Source organism: Tumebacillus sp. BK434 (genome assembly GCF_004340785.1).
GTDB lineage: Bacteria > Bacillota > Bacilli > Tumebacillales > Tumebacillaceae > Tumebacillus_A.
This window is the reverse complement of sequence record NZ_SLXS01000007.1, coordinates 107,700-134,079: the sequence shown is the minus strand read 5'-3', so window position 1 is coordinate 134,079 and position 26,380 is coordinate 107,700. Positions and strand designations below refer to the sequence as shown.

The window sequence follows — 26,380 nt, the reverse complement described above, 5'->3', positions numbered from 1 at the left end:
CTGCAGAGAAGGGGATTTGCTTTGTCCGTTTATACCGGATACACCGGATGTTTGCGGTCGGTGAACGGCGCGTATTTGGAGCTGTAAAGCTCGAAGCGTTTGATCAGTTCGTTACGCAGATCGTTCGGGTCGATGATCGCGTCGATGATCATTTCGCTGGCCAGCTTGTAGATGTCGATGTCTTGACGGTACTCTTCGCGCTTGGCTTCGATGAAGGCAGCGCGTTCTTCTTCCGGCAGCTCGGCAATCTTGTTGGCATAGACGGCATTGACGGCCGCTTCCGGACCCATGACGGCGATGGAAGCTGTCGGGAGGGCGAGGCAAGCGTCCGGCTCGAAGGCAGGACCTGCCATCGCGTAGAGGCCGGCGCCGTATGCTTTGCGGACGACGACGGAGATCTTCGGCACGGATGCTTCGGACATCGCCGAGATCAGCTTCGCGCCGTGGCGGATGATGCCGGCGCGCTCCACTTTGGTGCCGATCATGAAGCCAGGCACGTCAGCCAGGAACAAGAGCGGAATGTTGAAGGCATCGCACAAGGTGATGAACTTCGCCGCTTTGTCGGAGGAGTCGACGAACAGAACGCCGCCTTTGACCTTCGGCTGGTTGGCGATGATGCCGACCACTTTGCCGTTGATGCGGGCGAGACCGGTCAGCAGCTCCTGCGCGAACAGCTTCTTGATTTCAAACCAAGAGCCTTCGTCGATCAGGCGGTTGATCAGGTCGAGCATGTTGAACGGCGCGTTTTGGTTCTGCGGGATGATCTCACCGAGCGTTTTTTCGAACTCGGCAATGTCTTTGCTGTCTGCAACCGGCGGATGTTCGGCATAGCTTTGCGGGAAGTAGCCCAGGTATTGGCGAGCTTGCTTGATCGCATCTTCCTCGTTTTTCGCCAGCACGTCGCCAACGCCGGAGATCTGGCAGTGCATGCGGGCGCCGCCCATCTCTTCCAAGGTGACTTTCTCGCCGATGACCATCTCCGCCATCCGCGGGGAGCCAAGGTACATCGAGGCGTTTTTGTCGACCATGATCACGATGTCACAGAATGCCGGTATGTATGCGCCGCCAGCTGCGGACGGGCCAAACAGCACGCAGATCTGCGGCATGCGGCCGGAGAATTTCACCTGGTTGTAGAAGATCTTGCCCGCGCCGCGGCGGCCCGGGAACATCTCGATCTGGTCGGTGATGCGCGCGCCTGCGGAGTCGACCAGGTAGATCATCGGGATGTTCATCTTCTCCGCCGTCTCTTGGATGCGGATGATCTTCTCCACCGTGCGCGAACCCCAGGAGCCCGCTTTGACGGTGGAATCGTTCGCCATCACGGCAACGGTGCGGCCGTGGATGCGGCCGAGGCAGGTGACGACGCCGTCAGCCGGCAGGTCGCCGGCCATGAAGTTGGCGAAAGCGCCGTCTTCGATCAGGAATTCGTCATCGAACAGCAGGCGCAGACGGTCGCGAACGAACATCTTGCCCTGCTCGGCATTCTTCTCGTGGTACTTCGGAGCGCCGCCTTGCTGGATTTTCTCCAGGCGCTCTTGCAATGTTTTATCAAAAGACATCCTTGTCTCTCCTCCTTGCGGCAGTTACGTGCGGCTGTTACTCGCCTTTGTAGACCGGCGGACGTTTTTCTTTAAACGCTTTCAAGCCTTCCAGACGGTCCTGGGTCGGCATGATCACTTCGTACGCGTTTTGTTCGATCGCAAGTCCGGTCGCGAGGTCGACTTCGACGCCTTTGTTGATCGCAAGCTTGGCCTGACGCACGGCGAGCGGGCCGTTTTTGGTGATCTCGCGGGCCAGTTCGTTCGCTTTGTGCAAAAGCTCCTCCTGTGCCACCACGTAATTCACCAGACCGATCCGCTCCGCTTCCGCCGCCTCGATGCGGCGGGCGGTCAGGATCAGCTCTTTCGCTTTCGCCACACCGATCAGCCGCGGCAGGCGCTGCGTGCCGCCAGCGCCCGGGATGATCGCCAAGGCTGTCTCGGTCAAGCCAAACTTCGCGTTGTCCGCCGCGATGCGGATGTCGGCCGCCAAGGCAAGTTCCGTTCCGCCGCCAAACGCGACGCCGTTAATGGCGGCGATCGTCGGCTGGGGCAGCGCTTCCAGCTCATTGACCGCCGTGCGGATCAGATTGATGTGCTGGCGGGCCTGCGTCAGGTCCATCTGGCCGCGCTGGATCAGGTCGGCGCCGGCACAAAACGCTTTTTCGCCGACGGCGGTGACGATGACCACGCGCGCTTCCGGATCGAACTTCAGCGCATAGAGCGCGTCGATAAATTGCTCCAGCATCTCGACGGAAAACGCATTCGCCGCTTCCGGACGGTTGAGCGTCACGGTGGCAATGCCTGCGCTGATCTCCGTTTTGACGAGCCCTTTGCGGTCGTCTGCCAGCGGCGTTTCGCGGAAATTGCGGATGTTCGGATCAAATGGCATGAGTTCTCCTCCCCCGTCTCCTTACGATTCGCAAACGGCGGTGGCCGCCTGCAGAGCGTGGCTGGGCAGCGGACGTCCGATCTTGTCTTGGATAAATTTCGCCGCTTCCATCATCCGGGCGTTGTCCACGCCGGTGGCGATGCCCATTCCGTGCAGCATATACAACAGGTCGTCTGTCGCCAGATTGCCCGATGCGCCCGGTGCGTACGGGCAGCCGCCAAGGCCGCCAAGCGCGCCGTCGAAGGTGGTGATGCCCATCTCCAGCGACGCGAGGACGTTGGCCATCGCCGTGCCGCGCGTGTCGTGGAAATGCATCGCCATCTTGTCGGCCGGAATCGTCTTCAAGAGCACTTCCAGCACCTCTTGCACCTGGCGCGGATTGGCGACGCCGATCGTGTCGCCGAGGGACAGCTCGTGAATGCCCATCTCGAGCAGCTTCTCGGAGACGTACAGCACCTGCTTGACATCGGTCGCCCCCTCGTACGGGCAGCCGAAGACGGTCGACAGGTAACCGCGGACGATCTTGCCTGCCTTCAGCGCTTCATCCACCACTTCTTGCAGCACCGGGAAAGTCTCGTCGATGCTTTTGTTGATGTTCTTTTTGTTGTGCATCTCCGTCGACGACATGAAGACGGCCACTTCATCGAGATTGGCCTGCAAGGCACCTTGCAGACCGCGCAGGTTCGGGACGAGCGCCGAGTAGGTCACTCCGTCTGCGCGGGCGATGCCTTGTGCCACTTCGAGCGCGTCGGCGAGCGCCGGAATCCATTTCGGATTGACGAACGAGGTGATCTCGATGTGCTTGAGCCCGGTTTGGCTCAGATGGTTGATCCAGGCGATCTTGTCTTCCGTCTTGACGATGCCTTTTTCGTTTTGCAGACCGTCACGAGGTCCTACTTCTTTGATCGTGACGGAAGCCGGCCAGTTTTTGCTCATGGACGATCACACCCTAAGTTATAGTCTGCCAGGCTTAGTCTTCGACTACGACGAGCACGTCGCCTTCGTTGACGAAGCCGCCCTCTTCGCATTTCACTTCCACAACTTTGCCGCCGAAGTCAGCGGAAATCGGGATTTCCATCTTCATCGATTCGAGGATCACCACGTCTTGCCCTTCCTCTACGGTGTCGCCTGCTTTCACGAGCACTTTCCATACGTTGCCTGCCATGCTTGCGGTGATTTCTGTCATTGTCTGGTTCCTCCTTGGCTGCGATGCCGTCTTTTATTTTTTCTGAATGTGTTTTGCCACAAAATCGGTGGTCGTATCCCCGGCGCGGAAGGCGTCATGCGCCAATACTTCGCGCAGCATCGGGATGTTCGTCTTGATGCCTTCGACATGGTAATGCTCCAACGCCTGCTGCATGCGGGAGATCGCTTCGTCGCGGTCCTTGCCTTTGACGATCAGCTTGGCGATCATCGGATCGTAGAACGGCGTGACTTTCGAGTCCGGACCGACCGCCAGCTCGTTGCGCACAAAATCAAACTGCGGCGCTTCGAAGCGGGTGATCTGCCCCGGGCTCGGGAAGAACGTCTTCGGATCTTCCGCATAGACGCGGACTTCGATCGCATGGCCGTCGAGCTTGATGTCGTCTTGGGTGTAGCCGAGCTCTTCGCCAAACGCGATGCGCAGCTGCTCCGCGACGAGATCGAGGCCGGTGATCTCCTCGGTGATCGGGTGTTCCACCTGCAGGCGGGTGTTCATCTCAAGGAAGTAAAAGTTGCGGTGCTTGTCGACGAGGAATTCGATCGTGCCGGCGTTGCTGTAGCCGATCGACTGCGCCGCGCGCACAGCCGCTTCGCCCATCTGGCGGCGCAGTTCGGCGTCGAGGAACGGGGACGGCGCTTCTTCGACCACTTTCTGGTGGCGGCGCTGGATCGAGCACTCGCGCTCCCAGAGGTAGACGGTGTTGCCCGCTTTGTCGGCGAGCACCTGCACTTCGACGTGGCGCGGCTCTTCGACGAATTTCTCGATGTACATCGCGTCGTCGCCGAAGAACTGCTTGGCGCGGTTCTGGTTGCCGGCGTACGCTTTGCGCAGCTCGTCGTCAGAGTTGACCACTTGCATGCCGATGCCGCCGCCGCCACCCGATGCTTTCAGCATGACCGGGTAGCCGATTTCATTGGCGACCAGAACGCCTTCTTCTTCGTCGGCCAACGGGCGGGTGATGCCCGGCACGACCGGAACGTTTGCCGCTTCCATCGCTTTGCGGGATTCGATCTTCGAACCCATCGCTGCAATCGCTTCCACAGACGGGCCGATGAAGGTGATGCCCGCTTCCTCGGCGCGCTTGGCAAAACCGGTGTTTTCAGACAGCAGGCCGTAGCCCGGGTGGATCGCTTCGACGCCTGTCTCTTTGCAGATCTCAAGGATGCGGTCGACGTTCAAGTAGCTTTTCGCCACCGGCGGCTCGCCGACGAGGAACGCCTCGTCCGCCATTTTCACGTGCGGTGCCTCCGCGTCCGCCTCCGAGTAGATAGCGACGGTCTGAATGCCTTGCAGCTTGCAGGTGCGGATGACGCGGCAAGCGATCTCGCCGCGGTTGGCGATCAAAATTTTACGGAACATGGATATGTCCTCCTGTATGTGTAGTTGTCCGTTGCGATGGGAAACCTACCGCATGAAGAGGTGATCAGGAAAATGAAAAATGAACGAATCATCACTCATTTTCAATCGTATACAACTGTTCATGATTGCGTCAAGGACTTGACTCCGTATTTTACAGGAAGAATTTCGATCATGGCTTCCAACCCTGCTCCAAAGACGGAAGAAACGACATCGATTCAGGGGCAGGCCGGCGATCATTTTGAAATTCGCGGCGTGCAGGAGGAAGCGAACATGGTCGAAGGCTTGTCGGAGATCGGCGGCATCGCCTTGGGCGCTGCGGCGTACCTCGTGCCGGGCCTCGGCCCCGTGCTCTCAGGCGGTCCCGTGGCCGGGCTGGCCGTCGGGGACACGGTCGGGCACTACATGAGCGCACAGCTGGCGGAGGAGCGCAACGATGAACAGCACCGGCAGGAAAGGCGGCCCGAACGGCCGGAGCAGGCGACAGCAAGCGAGGAGCCGCCGCAAGGGTCTTTTTTCCTGGCGGTCGATACGTATACGCCTGCTGAAGCAGACTTCGCTTCCAATATTATGGAGCAACACGGCGGCAAAGTCACGCGGATGCCCCTAAGCGATGAGCAGGAAAGCCCGCAGGAAGAAGAAACGGTCCGCTACATTCCGCCCGATGCGGACATCCGCTATGTGGCGGAGCAGGAGCAAGTGCGACTGAATACGCAGGAGATCCCGAGCTCGCTTTCCATCCTGCCCTATGCACCGAACGTTTGGAGCGTCCCGCAACACGACTTGCTCGATCTGCAAGGGGTTCTTGTCGAGCCGGACACGCAGTATGCAGCGCAGACGGACGCGGGCATCCCCGACGCGGACTATCAAGACACGCAGTTCCCACACTACCCGGCTTTCCCGGAAGCGCAAAGTGAACGCCGCATCCCGGCGCAGGACGGGTACGAGCTCGACCCGGTCGCGCCGCTGTCGCCACAAAACTGGATCGATCCGAATATCGGGCTCGGCAATTACGACCTGTACGATCCGGCCGCCCGGACGCAGGATAACTCCGAGCCACCGGAAACCGGCCGCTAAAAAGGGGGGACGCACCGATGCCCCGTTTCGAACATGCAGGCATCTCGCATTACTATACGATCATCGGTGCCGGCTTTCCGATGATCTTCATCCACGGACTCGGCCTGAACCACCAGAACTGGCTCGGCCAAGTCCCTGTCTTTAAAAAAAATTTCACCGTCATCACCTACGATGTCCGCGGCCACGGCGGCACCGGCGCTTCGCAGGGGCCGATCGAGATCAAAGACCTCAGCTGTGACCTGCTCGCCCTCTGCCGCCAGCTCAAGATCGAAAAAGCGTTTCTTGTCGCCTACTCCTCCGGCACGCTGATCGCCGAGCAGTTCGCCCTCGATCATCCTGAGATGGTCGCCGGACTCTGCCTCGCCGGGCCCTATGCCCGCGTACACGGCGCGCAGATGGTGATGAAAAACAGCCTCTCCAAGTGGCTGATCAACGCCCGGCTGCACAAGCTGATGGCCTACTCCGTCGCCCAGAGCAACGCGAAAAACGTCGTCCAGCGCGGCTTCTTCTACCGCATCGCCAAACGCGCCGAACCAAAAGAAGCTTTGCGCATCATGCAGGCCTCGGAGCGCTTCCTGACCACGCGGGAGGTCTCGAAGATCGGATGCCCCGTGCTGCTCGTCTACGGCACCAAAGACCGGGCCAATGAAATTTTCGCCAAAGAATTTGCCTCGCAGATGCCGAATGCGCAGATCTCGGTGATCGAAGGCACCAACCACGCCGTCGCCACCCGCACCTGCGGGGCGTTCAACTCGATCCTCAGCGATTTTGTTGAACAGATTGAACTGCCGGTCGACCCCTCCCTGCACTTCCACTAAACTGTGGTACAATCGGAGGTACAGATTGGAGCAAGGAAGTGCAGCGATGAACAGATTGGAAGAACAGCCGCTTCGAGGCGCCCCTGCCATCGTGACGGGCGCCTCGCGCGGCATTGGACGGGCGATCGCCATTTCGTTAGCAGAAGCGGGCGCAAACGTGATCGTCAACTACAACCAGTCGGCCCAGGCGGCCGAAGAGACGGTCGAAGCCTGCCGCCGCTATGATGTCAAAGCGCTGGCGGTGCGCGCCGACCTCAGCGACCCCGCGCAAGCCGCTCATTTGATCGAAGCGACCTGCGTCAATTTTGGCGCGCCGCAGATTCTCGTCAACAACGCCGGCATCTCCCGGACCGGGCTCTTGCTCGACACCACCGTCGAAGAATGGGACGAGATGATGCACGCCAACTTGCGGGCGCCTTTTTTGTGCGCCAAAGCGGTCTTGCCGCACATGGTGCAAAGGCAGTACGGGCGCATCATCAACCTCTCATCGATCTGGGGCATCACCGGCGGCTCCTGCGAGGTGGCCTATTCCGCCAGCAAAGGCGGCATCATCTCCTTTACAAAAGCGTTGGCCAAGGAGGTCGGCCCGTCCGGCATCACCGTCAACTGCGTGGCGCCAGGCGCGGTGATGACCGACATGCTGTCCCATCTCAGCCAGGAAGACCTCGAGCGCATCGCCGACGAAACGCCGGTCGGGCGCATCGGCACGCCGCAGGACATCGCCAACCTCGTGCGTTTTTTAGCGCTGCCCGCTTCCTCCTTTATCACGGGACAGGTGGTTTCGCCCAACGGCGGGCTTGTTACTTAAGGGTTGCTTGGGTATGATAGTAACTGGTACATAGCACCGAACGCAGGTAAACACAAATCAAACACAGATATCGAGGAGGGCATTCTCATGACCACTGCAACTGAACGTCAAGGCATCACTTTTAAAGGCGGCCCGGTGACCCTGCAAGGCACCGAAGTCAAAGTAGGCGACCAAGCTCCCAACTTTACCGTTCTGGCCAACAACCTGTCTCCGGTGACGCTCGATGACTCCAAAGGCACCGTGCGCATCATCTCCGTCGTTCCGTCTGTTGACACCGGCGTATGCGACGCGCAAACCCGCCGTTTCAACGAAGAAGCGGCAAACCTGACCAACACCACCATCCTGACCGTTTCGGTCGACCTGCCGTTCGCACAAGGCCGCTGGTGCGGCGCTGCCGGCATCGACAAGGTGCAAACCGTGTCTGACCACCGCGACCTGTCCTTCGGTCTGTCGTACGGTGTTGTGATCAAAGAACTGCGCCTGCTCGCGCGCTCCGTCTTCGTCATCGACTCCAATGACCAGATCGTGCACGTTGAATACGTGTCCGAAGTGACCAACCACCCGAACTACGAAGCGGCGATCGCGGCGGCTAAAGCTGCGAAGTAAGCCCAAATAAAAAAGCACCCCTCAAGGGGTGCTTTTTTATTTGCGCAGATTAGCTGCAAGCGCCCGGTTTACCGGCATCGCCTGCGGTGCGGAAGGAAGAACCGCAGCCGCAAGTCGAAGCTGCGTTCGGGTTCTCGATCTTGAAGCCCGCGCCCATCAGAGAATCTACGTAGTCTACAACTGCGCCATCGAGGTACTGACCGCTCATCTCGTCAACTACCACCTTCACGCCGTTCAACTCGTATTGAGCATCGTTGTCTTTCTTCTCGTCAAGCGCCATGCCGTAGCTGAAGCCAGAGCAGCCGCCGGACTTGATAAAGATACGGAGTGCAAGGTTCGGGTTATCTTTCTGAGCCAGCAGGGCAGAAACCTTCTCTGCAGCAGATTCGGTCAAGGTTACCATGTGACTCCACCTCCTCTACTAATAGTACCTCTTCAGCATACCCGATATGCGTGTAATTGTACAGTTTCGAAAAGTGACCTACTTACCTTTTACGTTTATCGTTTGATCATATAGAAGCAGGATTCACGGTTATCCCACGCAATCTCCGCCATGTCCATCGTGATGTCACCGCGCGAGACGAGACTGTACAATTGAGCAAGGCTTTCGATCTCGATGATTTTGCGGTTCATTTTGTTGAGATACCAGTCGCCCGACTCATTTTCCTCGACCTTGCCGGCATAAGCTAAATTAAGACGGTCCGAAAGGTCGTCGCCGACAAACGTTTCGATCACTGCCGAATACTTGTATGCTGTGTCAATAAACAGCATACGCTTGGTCGGCAGCGATTGCTGCTTGATCTGCGCCAATTTTTCCAGCGCCGACACCATCTTCTCCGCAGCTTCCGACTGCTTGTACTCCTGATACAGCTCCGTGACATCCTTCCCGGCCGCGTCAAACACCTTTCCGTTTTTCATCGTCAGTGGATACGAAAACGGCTTCTCCATCATACGTCCCTCCTCAGTGCAAGACATGTTATGTATACCAAATGCTTGGAAAAAAAGGCACGCCTCCTGTTGCAGAAGACTGCCCGCTTTCTCCGCCCACCTGATTCTCCTGCTAGTTGCGCAAGGCGGCAAAGATCTCCGCATCGTATTTTTCGGCCAGCGCCTTGTCATACGTCTTCTCATAGGCCAGCTCGCTGGTGAGCTTGCCACCGTAGAACATCACGTCGCGGACAGCTTCAACCTTGATTTCCACGCCGGCCATGTTCAAGGACACGCCCTCTAACTTATCAACGTACTTGTTTGCGCGACCCGTCACCGCGGTCGCCGTGCCAAGACCCAGCACCGTCACGGTCACGCGGTCATCTTTGGCGATGTTTTGCAGCAGCTTGGAGCGGCCGTCGATCGCCAGACGAAGAGTGGTCGGGTCGGTGGCCAGCAACCAGGAGATGCAGAGGAGATTGGGCGAACCGTTCTCCGCATCGATGGACGCAAGCATTACGATTTGCTCCCCTTGCAGAAAACTCACCAGTTCCTCCGACAGTTGGTTTGATACTTGTTCAGCCATCCTTGTGAACCCCTTTCCATCGAGCTGCAAGCCTTGTGTTGCCAAGACTTTCTACAAGTCATTATAGCATCTTTTGCCTGTTCCCATACGTGGGGGGACAGATTCTGTCGCGAATAGGAACGGCCGCTTTTTCACATTCTACCGAGTGGAACGAAGTGTGCTTCGATTCCAGCCCAAAGGAGGTATTGCAGTGCATACCACGCATTCTCGCATCGGCGACGTAGTCGCAAGTTGGAACGAGGATCTGGTGGCGGCGAACCATCTCGCAGAAGAGGATTGGCTTGAGGCGGGTCGTCAACGAGCAAAAGAGGCAGTACCTCTTGTCAGCATGGACGAACAAATGGCCTAACGTCGTCAACAGCATCAGAACAGAAAAAGACCCTGACCTTAGGTCAGGGTCTTTTTCTCGATCAGGGCGAGCAGTTTGGCTTCAAACTCCGCCAGATAGCTTCCTGCGACGATCTCATCTTCGACGAAGGCAAACGGCCGCACGGCGCACTCCCCGCAATTGGTGAGGCAGCCATAGCGCGAGACGGTCCACTCCGGATGCTCCTCGCGCAGGCGCAAAAACAGCTCCTGCGTGAAGGACATCAGATTGCCGTTGCAAAAATCGACGGTTACCCGTTTATTTTCGCCCATTTCTTCTCCTTGTCGTGACGGTCGCGCTCATTTTTCTTGAGATATTTCTTGCGCAGACGGACCGATTGCGGCGTCACTTCGCAGTACTCATCGTCATTGAGGTATTCCAGCGCTTCTTCCAGCGACATGATGCGCGGGACTTTCAGACGGGTGGTATCGTCTTTGGTCGCGGAACGAACGTTGGTCGCCGCTTTCGTTTTGCACGGGTTGACCGTCAAGTCGGAGTCGCGGTTGTGCTCGCCGACGATCATGCCTTCGTACACTTCGGTGCCCGGGTGGATGAACATCACGCCGCGGTCTTCCAGGCCTTCGATGCCGTAGGTGCTGGAAGTGCCGGTCTCCGCCGCCACCAGCACGCCCATGTGACGGCCCTCGATCGAGCCTTTGGACGGCATGTAGCTGTGGAACGAGTGGTTCATGATGCCGAAGCCGCGGGTGATGGTCAGGAACTCGGTGCGGAAGCCGATCAGGCCGCGCGCCGGGATCAGGAACTCAAGGCGCACGTTGCCGTTGCCGAAGTTGATCATGTTGGTCATGTCCGCTTTACGCAGACCGAGGCGCTCCATGACCGAACCCATGTGGTCTTCCGGCACGTCGATCAGGAGATGCTCGTACGGCTCGCATTTTACGCCGTCGATGTCTTTGAAGATAACCTGCGGCTTGGATACCTGCAGCTCATACCCTTCGCGGCGCATGGTCTCGATCAGGATCGAGAGGTGCAGCTCGCCGCGGCCGGAAACGATATACGCATCCGGGGAGTCGGTTTCGTCGACGCGCATCGACACGTCGGTCTCCAGCTCCTGGAACAGGCGGTCGCGCAGTTTGCGGGAGGTGACGTGCTTGCCTTCCTGGCCGGCAAACGGCGAGTCGTTGACGATGAACGTCATCTGCAGGGTCGGCTCGTCGATGTGCAGGAGCGGCAGTGCTTCCTGGTTGTTGAGGTCGGCGATCGTTTCACCGACGTTCAGTTCGCCGAGGCCGGAGAATGCGATCAGGTCGCCCGCTTCCGCCTGTTCAATTTCGATGCGGCTGAGGCCTTGGAAGCCAAACAGCTTGACGACGCGCTGGCGTTCGACTTTGCCGTCGCGCTTCATCACCGCGACCTGTTCGTTGACGCGCACTTTGCCGCGATGGACGCGGCCGATGCCGATGCGGCCGAGGTAGTCGTTGTAGTCGAGCATGTTGACTTGGAGCTGCAAAGGTTCATCCGGATCAACCGCCGGGGACGGGATGTGTTCGATGATCGCTTCGAAGAGCGGTTTCATGTCTTCGCCGGGCTGGTTGTAGTCGAGCATGGCATAGCCGTTGAGCGCCGATGCATAGATCACCGGGAACTCCAGCTGTTCTTCGTTGGCGTCAAGCTCGATGAACAGTTCGAGAACTTCATCGATGACTTCTTCCGGACGCGCGGTCGGACGGTCGATCTTGTTCATGACGACGATCGGCTTGAGGTTCTGCTCAAGCGCTTTGCGCAGCACGAACTTGGTCTGCGGCATAACGCCTTCAAACGCGTCGACGACCAGCAGCACGCCGTCGACCATCTTCAAGATCCGTTCCACTTCGCCGCCGAAGTCGGCGTGGCCCGGAGTGTCGACGATGTTGATCAAGTACTCGCCGTAGCGGACGGCGGTGTTTTTCGCAAGGATCGTAATCCCGCGTTCGCGTTCCAGATCGTTCGAGTCCATCACGCGCTCGGATACCTGTTCGTTGGCACGGAAAATGCCGGATTGTTGCAAGAGCTTGTCGACGAGGGTGGTTTTCCCGTGGTCAACGTGGGCGATAATCGCAATATTTCGAAGAGCTTCTTGATGCTTCATAATTTCCTCCTACCTCTATTCCGTAGAGACACACTAACTTTCACATTCTGCCACAGAATTAAAATTCGTGCCACTACAAATCCGTAATAAACGCAAATAAGACGTCCTGGGGCATTATATAGCTTTTGCCCCAAGCCGTCTGATCAACCACATCATGAAGAAGGAAAAGAGGAACAGACATGCCACCCAAGCCCAGGCAAGCCCTTCGCGGCCGCTTTCCACCGCGTTGTAGATGCCGAGCGGCAGCGTCTGCGTCCGGCCCGGAATGTTTCCGGCCACCATCAGCGTCGCGCCAAATTCGCCCAGCGCCCTGACAAAACTTAACAGAACGCCGGACAGCCAGACCGGCCAGGCCAGCGGCAGCGTCACGTGCCAAAACACCTGCCAGGCATTGGCGCCAAACGTGGTCGCGACCGCTTCCAGCTCCGGATCGACCATTTCAAACCCCGTCTTTGCCGCCTGATACATCAGCGGAAACGCGACGACAGCTCCTGCCGTCACGGCGGCATGCCAGGTGAACAAAATTCCGCCGTCGGGGAAAATTTGACCCAGCCCTGACTTCCCGAGCAGCACCAGCAAGCCGAAGCCGACCACCGTCGGCGGCATCACCATCGGGAGCAGCAGCAGCGACTCCACCGCCGTTCGCCCCCGAAATTTTCGGCGTGCCATCAACTTCCCGGCCAGCGTGCCGAAGACGACGGTGATCAAGGTGGCCCATCCGGCGACTTTCAGTGAAAGCCAGACCGGTGACCAAAATGAATCATCCATGATGCATCCGTCCCTTCTGCGCAGATTGAAGTCTTTCACTCAAGAAAATTGTCGCCCTCTCGCTTCGCAAGTCCGCGCAGAGAGCTGCCGTCCGACTAGTTTTTCGCGAAGCCGTTTTGTTCGAGCACCTGCTGCGCGTGATCCCCGCTCAAGAATTCAAGCAATTCCTTGGCCGCCCGTTGATGCTGGCTGCTTTTCAACACCGCCAGCGGATAGACGATCGGAGAATGAGCGTCCGATCCCGCGGTCGCTGCGATTTTGACCTGCTTCGAGGCGTGGGCATCGGAGCGGTAGACGAGGCCGGCGTCAACATCGCCGCGCTCGACATAGGTGAGGACTTGCTTGACGTCTTTGCCGAACACCGCTTTCGGCTGCACGGCGTCCCAGATGCCGTAGTGGGTCAGCGCTTCTTGGGCGTACTTCCCGGCCGGTACGGTCTCCGGGGTGCCCATGCCGACCTTTTTGACAGCCGGGTTGGCGAGGTCTTGGAAGGAGGCCGGCCCGGACTCCTTCACCACCAGCACCAGTTGGTTGACCGCCGCATTGCGCCGGGTGCCGTCGAGCAGCAGCCCTTGCTTCTCCAGCGCATCCATCTGAGTCTTGCCCGCCGACCAGAACAGGTCGGCCGGTGCCCCCTGCTCGATCTGCTTTTGCAAGGTGCCCGACGCGCCGAGGTTGATCGTCACCTTCATGTCACCATGCTCCTGTTCGAACTCAGCCTTGAGCGTTGCCAGCGGCTCGGACAGACTCGCCGCCGCCGAGAGGACGATCTCCTCCTGCTTCACGGCGGCAGGCTCGGCCTGTGAACAGCCGACCAGCAACATCGCGGCTGCCACCAGTGCCAAACGACTTCGTTTCATCACGCTTCCAACTCCATCCATCTTTCGATTGCCGCATCAAGCTCCGCCTGTGCAGCATCGCGATCGGCCGACAGGGTGGTCAGCTTGGCCGAGTCTATCCCGTGCACCGGGTCGAGGAGCTCAGCATCGAGCCGTTTCAACTGCGCTTCCAGCTCGGCGATCCTTTCTTCTATTTTAGCCTTTTGGAAAAGATTTCCTTTCTTTTCCTGCATAACCGGCGCTTTCAGTACGGGCGGTTGTGGCAGCACAGCCGGAGCGGCAAGCGGCGCATCGGCTGCTTTTTCCTTATAAAAATCGAAGTCGCCCAAGTAGCGCGTCAGCCCGCCGTTTTCAAGCGCCCAGATCTTGCTGGCCAGCCGATTGATAAAATAGCGGTCATGGGAGATGACGAGCAGCGTGCCCGGAAACTCGTCGAGCGCTTCTTCCAGCGCCTCGCGGGAAACGATGTCCAGATGGTTGGTCGGCTCGTCGAGCAGGAGCAGGTTGGGCTTCTTAAACATCAGGAGCGCCAGACGCAGCCGGCTCCACTCGCCGCCGGAGAGATTTTTCACGGCGCGGAACACATCAGGGCCGAAGAACTGGAATCGCGCCAGTTGTCCGCGCGCCTGCCCTTCTTCCATCCGCACCTCTTCTTTAAAATACTGCAGAACGGTCTTCTCCTCATCCTGCGGCGCTTCCTCCTGCGCCAGATAGCCGACTTCGACGCGCGACCCGAGCTTGACGCTGCCTTGACTCGGCGCATCCTGCCCGAGGATCAACTTGAACAAGGTGCTCTTTCCTGCCCCGTTGTCGCCGATCAAAAACACGCGCTCGCCGTAGGTCAGCACATCGTGGACCCCTTGAAACAGCGTGCGCTCGCCAAACGATTTCGCCGCGTCTTCGATCACGACGACGCGCTCGCCGGAGCGGTCTTTCATCTTCCACTGCAGTTCCATCGCCTCTTGCTCCAGCTTCGGGCGCTTCAGCTTCTCCATGCGGTCGAGCGCCTTTTGGATCGATGCAGCCTGGCGGTGGAACTTCGGATTCTGCGGGTTGCGGCGCGCCCAGTCGTACAGGCGCTTGATCGTTTCCTGCATCTTCTTGATCTTCTTTTGCTGTTCCTGATACTGCGCGAATTCGAGCAGCAGCCGGTCCTCTTTCTCCTTCTGGTACCCGCTGTAGTTCGTATGGTACGTAAACGCTTCTCCGTCTTCGATCTCGATCACTTTAGTCGCCACTTTGTCCAGAAAATAGCGGTCATGCGAGATGATCACCACGGTGCCGGCATAGTCGCGCAAGTACCCTTCCAGCCACTCGATCGCCTTCATGTCCAAATGGTTGGTCGGCTCGTCGAGCAAGAGCAGATCGGGCTGTTCGAGCAGCAGCGCGGCCAGACCGATCTTCGTCTTCTCCCCGCCTGACAACGAGGCGAACGGGCGCCGGTACTGCTCCTGCGGCACGCCAAGGCCATTGGCCACACGCTCGATGTTCGCTTCCATCTCATAGCCGCCTTCTCGCTCGAAGCGTTCGCGGGCCTTGTCGTACTGGGCCAGCACGGCGTTCAGCTTCGCTTCGTCCGCATAGACGGCCGGGTCGGTCATCTGCGCTTCCAGCTCGCCGATCTGGCGCTGACAGGCGCGCAGCTCCGTGTAACCCCGCGCGATCACCTCATAGACGGTCGTCTCATCCCCATAGTCGGGAATCTGTGCCAGACAGCCGATCTTCGTGCCTTTGCGGATGTGAATCTGCCCGCCGTCGTACGGCTGCTCCCCGCTGATCATCTTAAACAAGGTGGTCTTGCCTTCCCCGTTGCGCCCGATCAGCCCGACGCGGTCTCCTTCTTTGATCTCCAGTGTCAAGTCGGTCAGCACCAGGTTGGCGCCATAATATTTTTGAACGTGTTGTACGCTTACGATCATCGTGTGTTCCTCCTCGGGTGTTGCTCCGCCCCCGATGCATGCAAAAAGGGCCGCAGGGAAATTCCCCGCGGCCCTTTCACCATCCGTCTGTGGTCAAGGCAGGAGTCATCTCTCAGTTTCGTCAACAGCTATGCAGTTAAAAATGGGCAGACTGATCCCGTTAAATGCTGCATTCGCAAATTTGCCCAGAATTTCCACTGGCATCTGAGCTAATTGGTTGTTGACGAATTGAGTATTCATCCTACCTTCACCCCCTTCACTTGAATAGTTGTTGTCAGTATACACCAGTATGGCATCGGTTGACAACCCATCTTATTGCTCCAGCGTCTGTTCCGGCGCAGCGTGCTTTTTCGCAGCCCGCTTCAAGTTGCGCCGCGACACGATCAGGCCGACCAGCCCCAGATACAGCCCGTAGCGAATGCCTTTGTCGGCGATATTGAAGATGTACGACTCGCCGATCGGATTGATGAAGTCGATCACATGGTGGTAAAACACGCGGTCAAACAGGTTGCCGAGCGCCCCGCCAAGCATCAGGCCCAAGCCGACCTGCAGCCAGAGGTTGCCGTCATGCCCGCCTTTTTTCATATACCAGACCAGCGCAAGCACCGCCAAGGCGGAAACGGTGATCAAAAACTCGGTGTGGCCGCTGAAAATGCCGCCGGCAGCGCCCGGATTGTAGTAGAGCGACCAGTCATACCAGCCTGCGATGCCCGGCACCTTTTCCCCCGGCACCAGCGAGCGCTCCGCCCACACTTTCGTGATCCGGTCGAGTCCGAAGACGAAGCACGCGGACAGCCAAAACGCCAACAGGTTCTTGTTCATCGCCCCGCCCCCTTTCGTTTCCCGCCATGTGATTTTTCGAACAGTCTCTTGCTTCCTTTACGCTTTCTTTACGCTTCTTTGATCATGCGCACATGCCAGATGCCCGCATCCAAAAACGGTTCGTCCGAAATGGTCCGGTAGCCGAGCTTTTCATAAAATGCCTCCGCGTGCGTCTGCGCTTCGAGGATGAAGCTCGTGAAGCCCTGTTCGCGTCCGATTTCTTCAAGCTTATGCATGACAGCAGCTCCATATCCTTTGCCGCGCCCTGCTTTCATGACGGCGATGCGCTCCATCTTGCCCGCTCCGTCCTTGTAAGCGCGAATCCGTCCGGTCGCAACCGGCTGGCCGTCTTCATCGCAGGCCAGCACATGGATCGCTTCATTTTCGTGTTCGTCGACTTCGAGCTCCGGCGGAACGTTCTGCTCCTGGACAAAGACGATCATGCGGATCTGCAGCGCCTGCTCATATTGTGCTTCTGTCGTGATCTGTTCGGTGTGGATTGCCATCTGTCATTCCTCCAACGTATGCGATAAGTGATCTGTCTTCTTATTTTAACAAAAAGAGCCCTCGCCGGAAACGAGAGCTCCTTTTTGATCAGCCGAACTTGTAGGTGATGCCATGACCGCCTTTCGGATAGACCCACTCGATGTTGTAGTCCGGGCAGCCGATGCGGCAAGTGCCGCACTCGATGCAGTTTTCGAACGCCACGTGCGTGGTCAGGTCGGCCCACGAGTACACGTCGGCCGGACAGAAATCGTTGCACTCTTTGGTCGGGCATTTCGCGCAGACCTGCTGGTCTTTGATGATCAAATGCGAGATATCGTCCACTTTGTAGCGGATCGTATACAACTTCTCTTCGATCGTTGTCCCTTTGTTTTCGCTCATCCGTTGATCGCCCTCCATCCTTTCCAGCCCAGCTTGACGAGATCCCACGTGCCGCCGGCCGTCCGTTTGATATGGTCGATCGCAAAGCGCTGCTTCTCCGCCTTGCTCTTGCCGTCAACCTTGAGCATCTCAAAAGCGGCCGCATTGATCGCTTTCGGCAGATCGGTGAAGAGCAGTCGGGGGTCCATCTCGTTCAACAGCCCGTGCAGACCCTGGTATTTCTTGAGGTCTTTGCGGATGAACGACTCGGCCACTTTGCGGTCGTAGAGAGCCAGCGACGCTCTGGAATAGTCGCCTTTTTCTTTCGCTGCGATGATCGCTTCCGCCGCGAAGCGGCCCGATGTCATCGCGAGGTTGGTGCCTTCGCGGTGGACGAAGTTGATCAGCTGTGCCGCATCGCCGCAGACGACCCAGCCGTCGCCCGACAGCTGCGGCACCGCCGCTAAGCCCCCTTCCGGTATCAGGTGGCCGGCGTATTCCTTCGTCTCACCGCCTTGGATCAGTTTACGAATCGCCGGGTGGTTTTTGACCTCTTCGAGCAGATGATACGGCTTGACTCTGCTTTTTTTCAGGTCGGACACCATCACGCCGATGCCAAGCGAGATCGAATCTTTGTTGGTGTAGAGGAAGCCGAGCCCGGTCATGCCAAGCGACGTTTCCCCGGCGAACTCGATCGTCGCGCCTTCATCGCCTTCAAGGCCGAAGCGGTCGAGAATCTTTTCTTTCGGCAGGAAGATCTGCTCTTTGACAGCCAGCGACACCTGATCGGGCGCCCACTCTTTGTGGATACCTAGCGACTTGCCGAGCAGCGAGTTGACGCCGTCGGCGATGACGACCACATCGGCGTAGAGATCGCCGGCTTCGCGGTCGGTGCGCACGCCGACCACTTTGCCGCCTTCGCGGATCAGTTCCAGCGCCACCGTCTCATAGACGGGCAAGGCGCCCGCTTCCACCGCTTTGTTCGCAAACCACTGGTCAAATTTGACGCGCATCCCGGTCCAGCAGTTCGCCGGGTCTTTGAAGCCTTCGTTGCGGTGACCGAGCTTCGTCACCGCATCCCGGCCCATGATCCAGAGGTTTTGTTCGACGATCTTGCGCTCCAGCGGTGCTTCCTTCCAGAACTCCGGCACGATGTCCTCGAGCTGTTTGCGGTAGAGGACACCGCCGAAGACATTTTTCGAACCGGGGAACTCGCCGCGCTCCAGCAGCACGACCGACAGCCCGGCCCGTGCCATCGTCAGTGCGGCTGCAGCTCCGGCCGGACCTGCGCCGACGATGACAGCATCAAATTTTTCCATATCCTCTTCTCCTCCTAGTCGGCGACTTCTTGCGGAATTTGCTTGCCTGCGGAGCGCTTCGCTTTGACCGCTTCGGTCAGCGCCGGGACGATCTTGAACAGGTCGCCTACGATCGCGTAGTTCGCCACTTTAAAGATCGGCGCGTCCTGGTCGCGGTTGATCGCGATGATGCAGTCGGAGTTTTGCATCCCGACCACATGCTGCACCGCACCTGAGATGCCAACGGCGATGTACAGCTTGGGGCGCACCGTATAGCCGGTCTGCCCCACCTGATGCGCATGCTTGATCCAGCCCGCATCGACCGCCGCGCGCGAAGCTCCGACCACGCCGCCCAGAGCGTCGGCCAGCTCCTGCAGCATCTTGAACGGCTCCGGTCCGCCAAGACCCCTCCCGCCGGCGACGATCACTTCCGCCTCTTCGATGTCGAAGCGTTCCGTCGCTGCGATAAACTGCAGCACTTGCGCATCGATCTCCGACTCCGCCATCAGGGACGGAACGGTGTGAATCTCCCCGCTGCGGGTGCTGTCGTACGGCAGCGCTTCGAACACCCCGGCGCGGGCGGTCGCCATCTGCGGGCGGTACTGTTTGCAGAGGATCGTCGCCAGCATTTTTTCGGAAAAAGCAGGGCGGGACGCGAGCAGCAACCGGCTCGGATGCGGCTCGACGTCGAGGATCGTACAGTCGGCCGTCAACCCGGTCGGCAGATGCGTGGCGATCGCGCCGGCGAGGTCGCGCCCGGTCGCCGTCGCACCAAACAGCACGATCTCCGGCTTCACGTCGCGGATCACGTGCAGAGCGACCCGCGAATATGGCCGGGTGCGGTACGCTTTCAACTCCGGCGCATCGGCCGCATAGACGCGGTCTGCGCCGTACGCGATCGCATCTTTCGCCAACTGCCCGGTGTCGTGACCGATCACGAGTGCGATCAGATCGACTTCCAACTTGTCGGCCAGCTTGCGCCCTTCGCCGAGCAGTTGCCAGGAGACGCTTTTCGCGCTCCCGGCGCGCTGTTCGATAAAGATCATCACACCGCGGTAGGCCGACCAGTCCGGCATCTCGTCCGGCGTGTTTTTCTGTTTGTTCTCTTCTGCCATGTTCGCTGACACCTCCCTTGGTTTACCAGCCGAAGCGGACCGGCAGTTCGCTCGCCCAGAGCTTCTCGACGACAGCTGCTGCTGCGCCTTCCGGTGACTCTGCTGCGAGGAACTCGGTGTTCACCTGCTTGCTTTCCGGCACCCACGTTTTGGCGACGATCGTCGGCGACCCTTTCAGACCGATCTTGGTGCGGTCGAGGCCGGGGAAATCTTGGGTTGTCCAAATCACCGGCTTGAACTTCGCCGCGCGGATCATGCCCGGCAGCGGGGCGCGGCGCACGTTGTTCAGCTCTTTGAGCGCCGTGATCAGCACGGGCATTTTCGTCTGCACCACTTCCACCCCGTCCTCGAGCAGGCGCTGGACGGTGATACGGCGGTTGTCCACGTCGATGTGTTCCACTTTCGACACATAGGTCAACTGCTCCAAATCGAGGCGGCAGGCGATGCCAGGTCCTACTTGCCCGGTGTCGCCGTCAAGCGTCTGTTTGCCGCAGAACACGATGTCGACCGGCCCAAACTCCTCCGCGACTTTCTGAATCGTCAGCCCCAGCACGTAGGACGTGGCGAGCGTATCAGCGCCCGCAAAGCCGCGGTCGGTGACGAGCACCGCGTCGTCGGCGCCCAGTGAAATGCACTGTTTGAGCGACTTTTCTGCGGGCGGCGGCCCCATGCAGACCACCGTGATCTTGGCCCCCGTCGTCTCTTTGATGCGCAAGGCTTCTTCCAGTCCATGCATATCGTAAAAGTTGGCGATCGCCGGCACTCCGTCACGAACCAGCGTGTTCGTCTTCGGGTCGATGCGGATCTCCCGGGAGTCCGGCACTTGTTTGACACAGACCACGATATGTAGCATCATGACTTCCCCCTAAGCGTTTGTCCTAGTTCGATACATATGAACAAACAGGAGATTGTATGAAGAGAAAAAGAGATGTCAGATAACCTGACACCTCTAATTTATATGAAGCTATAGATTTTATTCTTGCTAATTTCATGAACGATGTCATTAATTCCATTAAAATTTATAACTAAATCTCTCTTTCGTTTGCATAATGATCCTTATATAATAGGTCTCAGAAAGCGATAGACACTGGAGGACACCTATGGAATCTCTTGGCCAGAAGATCAGGCAGCGGCGTCAGGAAAAGGGACTGACCCAGAGCCAGCTCGCCGAAGGTTTGGTTAGCGCCAGCGCGATCTCGCAGATTGAAGCGGACAAGATCAACCCGTCTTACAAACTGCTCTGCCAGATCGCGGAACGTCTTGAGGTTCCCCTCGACTTTTTCCTGACCGAGACCGGGGAGTATCTGGAGCATTCCACTTCCCACAAGCTTGCCAAGACGTTGATCCTAGCAAAAGAATATGCGAACGCAGTTCCGATCTTAGAGAACTTGCTCGCAACAGGTGGCGGGGATGAACTCGACCTGCTGATGGACCTCTCGACATGTCTTCTCCAATTGGATAATTTGAGCACCGTCAAAGAGCTGCTCGAAAAAGTCACGACGATGTCCTTGAAGGCGGACGATCACCGTGCCCACGTCTGGGCGTTGCACCGGTTGGGGCTGGTGTACTACAAACAGCACAACCTGTCCCTCGCCATGCACTACTGGCAGCGCGCGTACGACTCGCTCCACGAGATGGACGTCGACGACTCCTTCCTGAAAGCGGAGATCACGACCAACTTGGCGGTGACTTATAACCGGCTGGGCCATTACGACCAGTCGACCGACCTGTTTCTCAACTCGCAGGACCTGTTGAAAAACTCGTCCAACCTGTACCACCTCGCCACCAACTATCTGGGGCTCGGCCGGTCGCACTATGGCAAAAAAGAGTACAAACAGGCGCAGGAGTATTGGCAGGAAGCGATGACGCTGTTTAAAAGTCTCGATCACATTCAGTATTCGATCATGGTCAAAGAGAACTTCGCCATCTTGCGCGGAGAGCTCGGCGAACATGAAGCCGCGCTGGAGATTCTGCAGGAGTGCACCCGGCAATATGTTGAGCTCGGCTTGGAACAGCTCTTGTCCAACAACCACGCGGAGATCGCGAAGATACTGATTCGGCTGGGGCGGGACGAAGCTGCATCCGAACACCTCGATCAGGCGCTCGCGCTGTGCCAGCCTCACTCCAAGTATCACGCACAATGCTACAACGTGAGCTCGCTATTGTATGCGTTTCGTCATGAGTACGAAGCGGCGATCGAAGCGGCGCTGCAGAGCGCGGAGCTCTTCCGCGAGCTGGAGATGGTACACGATTATCACAGGATGAGATTGCATGTCAGCGACTTGTTCAAAAAGTTGGGAGATTATAAATCTTCTACAGAAATTTTGGAAGAAACCCAACACTATATACAAAACTATTTTAGAGACAAGGGGATCTTACTATGAAAAAAGTACTTCTTACCGCCGTTCTGTTTGCAGGAGTCGCAGTTGCAGGCCTGGGCTCCGACACACAAGAAACCGCATTCATCCATGACGCAGAGCCGCTCTCGAAAGCTCCGGTCATCGGCTTTATCCACGATGCAGAGCCACTCTCGAAAGCTCCGGTCATCGGCTTTATCCACGATGCAGAGCCGCTTAAGAAAGCTCCGGTCATCGGCTTCATCCACGATGCAGAGCCGCTCTCTTCGAAAAGAGCATAACACAAACTCATCAAAAAAGCCGCTTCCATTACGAAGCGGCTTTTTCCTGCTCATTGGCCCGTTCCCGAGCGGCAGTCTGGCGTATCCGCTCCTCACGCACCTCTTCTTCGGTGCGCGCAAGGTGTTCCGGATCTTCCATCGCAACTCGCATGCCCTGCTGGGTCCACATGTACGAGTACGGGCCGCCAAACGGCAGCATCATATGGTGTGACAGATCGATCGAACCGAGCGTCTGCCAAGCGGCGAGCAAAAAGGCAGCCACCCCGGTCATCACTTTGCGTATCCACTTTCGCAGCGCCTCCAACGTCTCACCTCCCCTACCTACAGTACGCCCTCCCTGAGCCAGGTAGAAGCAGTTTCCCGCGCATCGGCTACAGCTTTCCCCGCTGCTCGCGCTCCGCCGCAAAAAACAGCCGCCAGCGGGCCAGATCGGCCAACTGCTCCTGCCGGTGGCGGCGGTTGATCGCAAAAACAGGTAAGATCAGGCCGTCCGGCGCAGGGCGAAGCGGGTTGGGCACACCGTTTTGCAGCAGTTTCTGCGCCCGGTAGAGACACCCCGACAGGCGGCTGTAATAGACGTGCAAGGTGACGTCGGCCGCCAAGGCGCGCCGCCAAGTGCGGGTATGCGGGGCCAGCTCGCCAAACGCAAACCAGAGCAGGAAGTCTACTCCCTGCTGCCATTCGACAAAGCGCGGGTCGTCCACGGCCAGCCGCTCTTCCCGCATCGTTTTCAGAAACGCTTCCGCTTCCTCCATCTTCTGCAACACTTGCGCTTCCAGCTGTCCGCGAACGGTCACCGCTGTCACCACCTGCCTCGTACAGCTCTCCATCCTCCAACCTATTCAGCGGCCACGCCAAACTTTCCCAAAAAGCGTAGGATCGCCGCCAGCACCCGCTCCGGCTGCTCTATCTGCGGCACGTGCGCCGCATGGTCGAGCACCAGCAGCTCCGCAGCGGTCAGCCCGGCGGCCAGCGCTTCGCCGATCGGCAGGGGGATCACGCCGTCGTGCCGCCCCCAGATGACCAGAGCCGGTACTTGCACTTCTCCGAGCCGGGTCCGCAGATCCATCACAGCAGTTGCTGCGGCCAATCGGTCATACAACCGCCTTGCCGCTTGTGCTGCCGCCCGGCTTTGCTCCGTCTGCAGGGCATGGAACAGCTCCGGTTGCCAAAACAGCCGGCGCTCCAGTTCCTCCGGCCGCAGCGCATGCAACTGCGGCATCTCGACGCCCGGCAGCCGAATGCCGGCGCTGCCGGCCAGCACCAGCCCGCGCACCCGCTGCGGAGCGCCAAGCGCCGCTTCTAGCGCGATCCGTCCGCCCAGCGAGTTGCCGACCCAGATCGCGTCTGCCACCCCCAGCACATCCAGCACGCGCAGCACAAACGGCGCCAAATCGCTCAGCTCCCCGACCGTCTCCGGAAGTTCGCCGACGCCGGAGAAACCCGGCACCTCCACCGCGATCATCCGCCCGCTCGCTTTCAATCCCCGCATCTGGTAGGCCCACGCTTTACCCGTGCTGCCCACGCCATGCAAAAACACCATCGTGAGGCCCGCTGCGCCCGGCTGCTCATAGATTCGCACCTCGCGCCCGTCGACCCTGACCCCGTACCGCTTCATCCGCTTCCACATCCCATCCGAAAAACTCGTACCCTCATTGTACCTCTTGGCACACAAAAAGACCCGGGGTTTCCCTCCGGGTCTCAACTCGATTGCTCATAATGCTCCCGTGAGCCGTCAATGCGCTCGAAGATGTGCGCCTCCTCTTCTGGCGATTGCATCTGGATCACCGTGATGTCGCAGGCGACAGTCAGCCCGATCGCCGGATAGGTGTGGGCGGCGAACGCTTCGATAATGCGCGTCTCGACCAGCTCGATTTCGCACAGGCTGAGCCCTTTGACGACGACGAGAAACTCATCATCGAGACAGCGGCAGATCATGTCATCGGTGCGCATCGTCCGCTTCAGCACATACGAAGCATCGACCAGCACCTGATTGCCGATCTCAAATCCATAGCGCTCATTGATCCGCCGCATCCCGCGGATGTCGACCAGCAGGAAGGAGATCGGAAAATGGCTCTCCTGCTCACAAAGCGTGCGCAGTTTGCGGCGCAGATAATGCGTCGTGTGCAGTCCGGTCAAGCTGTCCACAAACAGCCGCTGATCGTATTCGCCTTGATAGGCGGCAATCCGGTTGCGCCCCATCTCTTTCGCTCCCCAATACAGCGCCTGATCCGCTTTTTCCAGCAAGTCGCTGGGCGAGATCGCATCATGCTCGCTGAGGTGGGCGATGCCGCCGGAGATGGTGATATTTTTCACCGTATGACCTTGATAGACAAACTGATGCTGCTCGATCTTCTGACGCACCGCTTCGCCCAGCACTTGCGCTTCCGCCGTGCCCATCCGGCCGATCGCCACAAATTCCTCCCCGCCGTAGCGGGCCAAGAGCAGATCATGCGGCTCGACGACCGTTTGGATCTCACGGGCGACTTGGCGCAGCACTTCATCGCCGACCGTATGGCCGTAGATGTCGTTGTATTTCTTAAAATGATCGATGTCAAAGATCAGCAGACACAGATCGATTCCCCGCTCCTGTGCCGTTTGAAAACGGTGGTTGAGCTGATCGTAGAAATAACGATAATTGTACAGCCCGGTCAGCTTGTTCGTCACCGCCGCTCGCTCCAACTCCTCATACACGTGGTTGCGGTCCAAGATGATCGATACCTGGCTGGCCAGAAAGCGCAGCTGCTCTTGGTGCGCCTTGCGAAAGCCGTGCGAGCTGAGTTTCCACAAGCAGATGATCCCAAAGACGTTCGACTGCCCGACCAGCGGGATCAGCATCATCGACCGCGCTTCCACCCCTGGCAACTGCAAGCCGCTCTTGTGGGCGTTATGAAGAATCTGCACCTGATTGGCGGCAGCTGTCATCTGCAACAGCGGATGGGTCAACTGTGCGACGACCCGACCTGCACCATCAGTCCCGCGGAAACTGCCGTCCGGCTGGAGTTCCAGCAGCAGCCCGCTCGGCGAATCGGTAAACTCTTGGGCCAACTGAAACGTCCGCTTATAGATTACGCGCAGTTCCTTCGAAGAAGCCAGTTCCAAACAGGTCTGATTGATGCGGTTCGCCCATTGCAAGCGGTTAAACGAGCGGATCATATTCGTCAGAATCGCGACCGGCACCATCAGTATCGCCAGCGTGGCAATGCCCGCATACGGCTCCATCACATAGCCCAGAAACGAAAGCGGCAGAACGATCAGATAGACGAGCGATTCCCAGCGCAGCGCTTCCAAACACGTCTGGAGCTTAAAATGCGACGTCTGTACAAAGAGCATCAAATTGATGATCAAATGATTGAAGAAAAAGAACACTGCCGCCACCGTGATCAGTTGGGTCGCCGTGTATCCGGCCGAGAGCTGCCCGCCAAACACCCGCTCGGCGACCAGCGCAAACACCGCATACCCGGCGGCCAGACACAGTACTTTCAGCGCCGGATTGAGCAGCACCGCCATCTTGCGCGTCCCGCGGAGCAGCAACAGGCAGGCGCTCAACTCTCCGATAAAATTAACCCACAGTGTCGTGGCCACATCAAAACTGAGCACCAGATAAAACGTAAACACGAGTTCCAGACTGACCAGCATTGACGGGAGTGTGACGGGAAACAGCACGGTCAACGCGATCAGAGGCACTGCAAGTGCAAGCACCAGCCAGAAATCGGCCGTTGCTGCAATCGAATGTTGGAACAGGATGTACAGGGCCGTCACAACCAACGCCCCTTCACATAACCTGCCTGTCAGCCGCCACCATCTCCTGCTCTTTGCCACAGGTTTCCTCCTCCGTCTCCCAAAACG

30 protein-coding genes are annotated in these 26,380 nt (G+C 58.4%); 7 read left to right on the top strand and 23 right to left on the bottom strand.

The genetic code is table 11. The features are described from left to right. Positions 1–29: 29 nt before the first annotated feature. From EV586_RS16745 to accC, 5 genes are read right to left on the bottom strand one after another with little or no spacing between them, the layout of a single operon-like run. Positions 30–1,559 carry an acyl-CoA carboxylase subunit beta gene (locus EV586_RS16745; protein WP_132946261.1) on the bottom strand — a complete coding sequence of 510 codons (1,530 nt, stop codon included), beginning with the start codon at positions 1,557–1,559 and terminating at the stop codon, positions 30–32. A 37-nt stretch (positions 1,560–1,596) separates the two neighbouring features. Further along, complete coding sequence (locus tag EV586_RS16740) at positions 1,597–2,430, bottom strand: enoyl-CoA hydratase (RefSeq protein WP_132946260.1); 834 nt, start codon at positions 2,428–2,430, stop codon at positions 1,597–1,599. A 21-nt stretch (positions 2,431–2,451) separates the two neighbouring features. Further along, positions 2,452–3,366 (bottom strand): hydroxymethylglutaryl-CoA lyase, encoded by a 915-nt coding sequence (locus EV586_RS16735; RefSeq protein ID WP_132946259.1) that lies wholly within the window; start codon positions 3,364–3,366, stop codon positions 2,452–2,454. Between the two features lie 34 nt (positions 3,367–3,400). Continuing rightward, complete coding sequence (locus EV586_RS16730) at positions 3,401–3,616, bottom strand: acetyl-CoA carboxylase biotin carboxyl carrier protein subunit (protein WP_132946258.1); 216 nt, start codon at positions 3,614–3,616, stop codon at positions 3,401–3,403. A 33-nt stretch (positions 3,617–3,649) separates the two neighbouring features. Further along, positions 3,650–4,993 carry an acetyl-CoA carboxylase biotin carboxylase subunit gene (gene accC, locus EV586_RS16725; protein WP_132946257.1) on the bottom strand — a complete coding sequence of 448 codons (1,344 nt, stop codon included), beginning with the start codon at positions 4,991–4,993 and terminating at the stop codon, positions 3,650–3,652. A gap of 171 nt (positions 4,994–5,164) precedes the next feature. On the opposite strand from accC, the gene EV586_RS16720 reads away from it, so the two are divergent. The 4 genes from EV586_RS16720 to tpx all read left to right on the top strand — a co-directional run bounded on the left by EV586_RS16720 (position 5,165) and on the right by tpx (position 8,299). Next, a complete protein-coding gene (locus tag EV586_RS16720; protein WP_132946256.1) occupies positions 5,165–6,067 on the top strand; it encodes a hypothetical protein in 903 nt (300 codons plus the stop codon). A gap of 17 nt (positions 6,068–6,084) precedes the next feature. After that, a complete protein-coding gene (locus EV586_RS16715) occupies positions 6,085–6,885 on the top strand; it encodes an alpha/beta fold hydrolase (RefSeq protein ID WP_132946255.1) in 801 nt (266 codons plus the stop codon). 46 nt (positions 6,886–6,931) lie between these two features. Continuing rightward, positions 6,932–7,693 carry an elongation factor P 5-aminopentanone reductase gene (ymfI, locus tag EV586_RS16710; RefSeq protein WP_207893928.1) on the top strand — a complete coding sequence of 254 codons (762 nt, stop codon included), beginning with the start codon at positions 6,932–6,934 and terminating at the stop codon, positions 7,691–7,693. An 87-nt stretch (positions 7,694–7,780) separates the two neighbouring features. Next, positions 7,781–8,299 carry a thiol peroxidase gene (tpx, locus tag EV586_RS16705; RefSeq protein ID WP_132946253.1) on the top strand — a complete coding sequence of 173 codons (519 nt, stop codon included), beginning with the start codon at positions 7,781–7,783 and terminating at the stop codon, positions 8,297–8,299. 49 nt (positions 8,300–8,348) lie between these two features. Here tpx and erpA read toward each other — a convergent pair whose 3' ends face one another. The 3 genes from erpA to EV586_RS16690 all read right to left on the bottom strand — a co-directional run bounded on the left by erpA (position 8,349) and on the right by EV586_RS16690 (position 9,812). Then, on the bottom strand, positions 8,349–8,702 hold the full coding sequence (gene erpA / locus EV586_RS16700) for an iron-sulfur cluster insertion protein ErpA (protein WP_132946252.1): 354 nt from the start codon (positions 8,700–8,702) through the stop codon (positions 8,349–8,351). A gap of 95 nt (positions 8,703–8,797) precedes the next feature. After that, the gene (locus tag EV586_RS16695) at positions 8,798–9,247 is read right to left on the bottom strand and encodes a hypothetical protein (RefSeq protein ID WP_243653070.1); all 450 of its coding nucleotides are present in this window, start codon (positions 9,245–9,247) and stop codon (positions 8,798–8,800) included. 112 nt (positions 9,248–9,359) lie between these two features. Then, complete coding sequence (locus EV586_RS16690; protein WP_132946250.1) at positions 9,360–9,812, bottom strand: pyridoxamine 5'-phosphate oxidase family protein; 453 nt, start codon at positions 9,810–9,812, stop codon at positions 9,360–9,362. Between the two features lie 190 nt (positions 9,813–10,002). Here EV586_RS16690 and EV586_RS21235 point away from each other — a divergent pair, with 190 nt between their 5' ends. Beyond that, a complete protein-coding gene (locus EV586_RS21235; RefSeq protein ID WP_165898670.1) occupies positions 10,003–10,161 on the top strand; it encodes a hypothetical protein in 159 nt (52 codons plus the stop codon). A 38-nt stretch (positions 10,162–10,199) separates the two neighbouring features. Here EV586_RS21235 and EV586_RS16685 read toward each other — a convergent pair whose 3' ends face one another. From EV586_RS16685 to EV586_RS16635, 11 genes are all read right to left on the bottom strand, one after another. After that, positions 10,200–10,451: a YuzB family protein gene (locus EV586_RS16685; RefSeq protein WP_132946249.1), complete on the bottom strand. Its 252-nt coding sequence runs from the start codon at positions 10,449–10,451 to the stop codon at positions 10,200–10,202. Continuing rightward, complete coding sequence (typA, locus tag EV586_RS16680; protein ID WP_132946248.1) at positions 10,430–12,268, bottom strand: translational GTPase TypA; 1,839 nt, start codon at positions 12,266–12,268, stop codon at positions 10,430–10,432. The genes EV586_RS16685 and typA overlap by 22 nt, the downstream gene beginning before the upstream one ends. A gap of 114 nt (positions 12,269–12,382) precedes the next feature. After that, positions 12,383–13,036 carry a molybdate ABC transporter permease subunit gene (gene modB, locus EV586_RS16675; RefSeq protein ID WP_132946247.1) on the bottom strand — a complete coding sequence of 218 codons (654 nt, stop codon included), beginning with the start codon at positions 13,034–13,036 and terminating at the stop codon, positions 12,383–12,385. Between the two features lie 95 nt (positions 13,037–13,131). After that, complete coding sequence (gene modA / locus EV586_RS16670; RefSeq protein WP_132946246.1) at positions 13,132–13,896, bottom strand: molybdate ABC transporter substrate-binding protein; 765 nt, start codon at positions 13,894–13,896, stop codon at positions 13,132–13,134. Further along, positions 13,896–15,794 (bottom strand): ribosomal protection-like ABC-F family protein, encoded by a 1,899-nt coding sequence (gene abc-f, locus EV586_RS16665; RefSeq protein ID WP_132946245.1) that lies wholly within the window; start codon positions 15,792–15,794, stop codon positions 13,896–13,898. The genes modA and abc-f overlap by 1 nt, the downstream gene beginning before the upstream one ends. Before the next feature lie 312 nt (positions 15,795–16,106). Beyond that, positions 16,107–16,616 carry a signal peptidase II gene (lspA, locus tag EV586_RS16660; protein WP_132946244.1) on the bottom strand — a complete coding sequence of 170 codons (510 nt, stop codon included), beginning with the start codon at positions 16,614–16,616 and terminating at the stop codon, positions 16,107–16,109. A 68-nt stretch (positions 16,617–16,684) separates the two neighbouring features. Beyond that, positions 16,685–17,122, bottom strand: coding sequence for a GNAT family N-acetyltransferase (locus EV586_RS16655; RefSeq protein WP_132946243.1), 438 nt, complete (start codon positions 17,120–17,122; stop codon positions 16,685–16,687). Between the two features lie 88 nt (positions 17,123–17,210). Continuing rightward, the gene (locus tag EV586_RS16650) at positions 17,211–17,501 is read right to left on the bottom strand and encodes a ferredoxin family protein (protein WP_243653069.1); all 291 of its coding nucleotides are present in this window, start codon (positions 17,499–17,501) and stop codon (positions 17,211–17,213) included. Then, positions 17,498–18,799 (bottom strand): FAD-dependent oxidoreductase, encoded by a 1,302-nt coding sequence (locus EV586_RS16645; RefSeq protein ID WP_132946241.1) that lies wholly within the window; start codon positions 18,797–18,799, stop codon positions 17,498–17,500. The genes EV586_RS16650 and EV586_RS16645 overlap by 4 nt, the downstream gene beginning before the upstream one ends. Positions 18,800–18,813: 14 nt before the next feature. Continuing rightward, positions 18,814–19,893, bottom strand: coding sequence for an electron transfer flavoprotein subunit alpha/FixB family protein (locus EV586_RS16640; protein ID WP_132946240.1), 1,080 nt, complete (start codon positions 19,891–19,893; stop codon positions 18,814–18,816). Between the two features lie 22 nt (positions 19,894–19,915). Next, complete coding sequence (locus tag EV586_RS16635) at positions 19,916–20,746, bottom strand: electron transfer flavoprotein subunit beta/FixA family protein (protein WP_132946239.1); 831 nt, start codon at positions 20,744–20,746, stop codon at positions 19,916–19,918. Between the two features lie 247 nt (positions 20,747–20,993). Here EV586_RS16635 and EV586_RS16630 point away from each other — a divergent pair, with 247 nt between their 5' ends. Together EV586_RS16630 and EV586_RS16625 are read left to right on the top strand one after the other, a co-directional pair. Then, positions 20,994–22,277: a helix-turn-helix domain-containing protein gene (locus EV586_RS16630; protein WP_132946238.1), complete on the top strand. Its 1,284-nt coding sequence runs from the start codon at positions 20,994–20,996 to the stop codon at positions 22,275–22,277. After that, positions 22,274–22,531, top strand: coding sequence for a hypothetical protein (locus EV586_RS16625; RefSeq protein WP_132946237.1), 258 nt, complete (start codon positions 22,274–22,276; stop codon positions 22,529–22,531). The genes EV586_RS16630 and EV586_RS16625 overlap by 4 nt, the downstream gene beginning before the upstream one ends. A 28-nt stretch (positions 22,532–22,559) precedes the next feature. On the opposite strand, the gene EV586_RS16620 is transcribed toward EV586_RS16625, so the two are convergent. The 4 genes from EV586_RS16620 to EV586_RS16605 form a co-directional block, all read right to left on the bottom strand. Beyond that, positions 22,560–22,835 (bottom strand): hypothetical protein, encoded by a 276-nt coding sequence (locus EV586_RS16620; protein ID WP_132946236.1) that lies wholly within the window; start codon positions 22,833–22,835, stop codon positions 22,560–22,562. A gap of 67 nt (positions 22,836–22,902) precedes the next feature. Continuing rightward, the gene (locus EV586_RS16615; protein WP_132946235.1) at positions 22,903–23,328 is read right to left on the bottom strand and encodes a hypothetical protein; all 426 of its coding nucleotides are present in this window, start codon (positions 23,326–23,328) and stop codon (positions 22,903–22,905) included. Positions 23,329–23,369: 41 nt separating this feature from the next. Continuing rightward, entirely contained in the window at positions 23,370–24,149 is a 780-nt protein-coding gene (locus EV586_RS16610; RefSeq protein WP_165898669.1) for an alpha/beta fold hydrolase, read from the bottom strand. Positions 24,150–24,232: 83 nt separating this feature from the next. Next, a complete protein-coding gene (locus EV586_RS16605) occupies positions 24,233–26,293 on the bottom strand; it encodes a sensor domain-containing diguanylate cyclase (RefSeq protein WP_132946233.1) in 2,061 nt (686 codons plus the stop codon). Positions 26,294–26,380 lie beyond the last annotated feature (87 nt).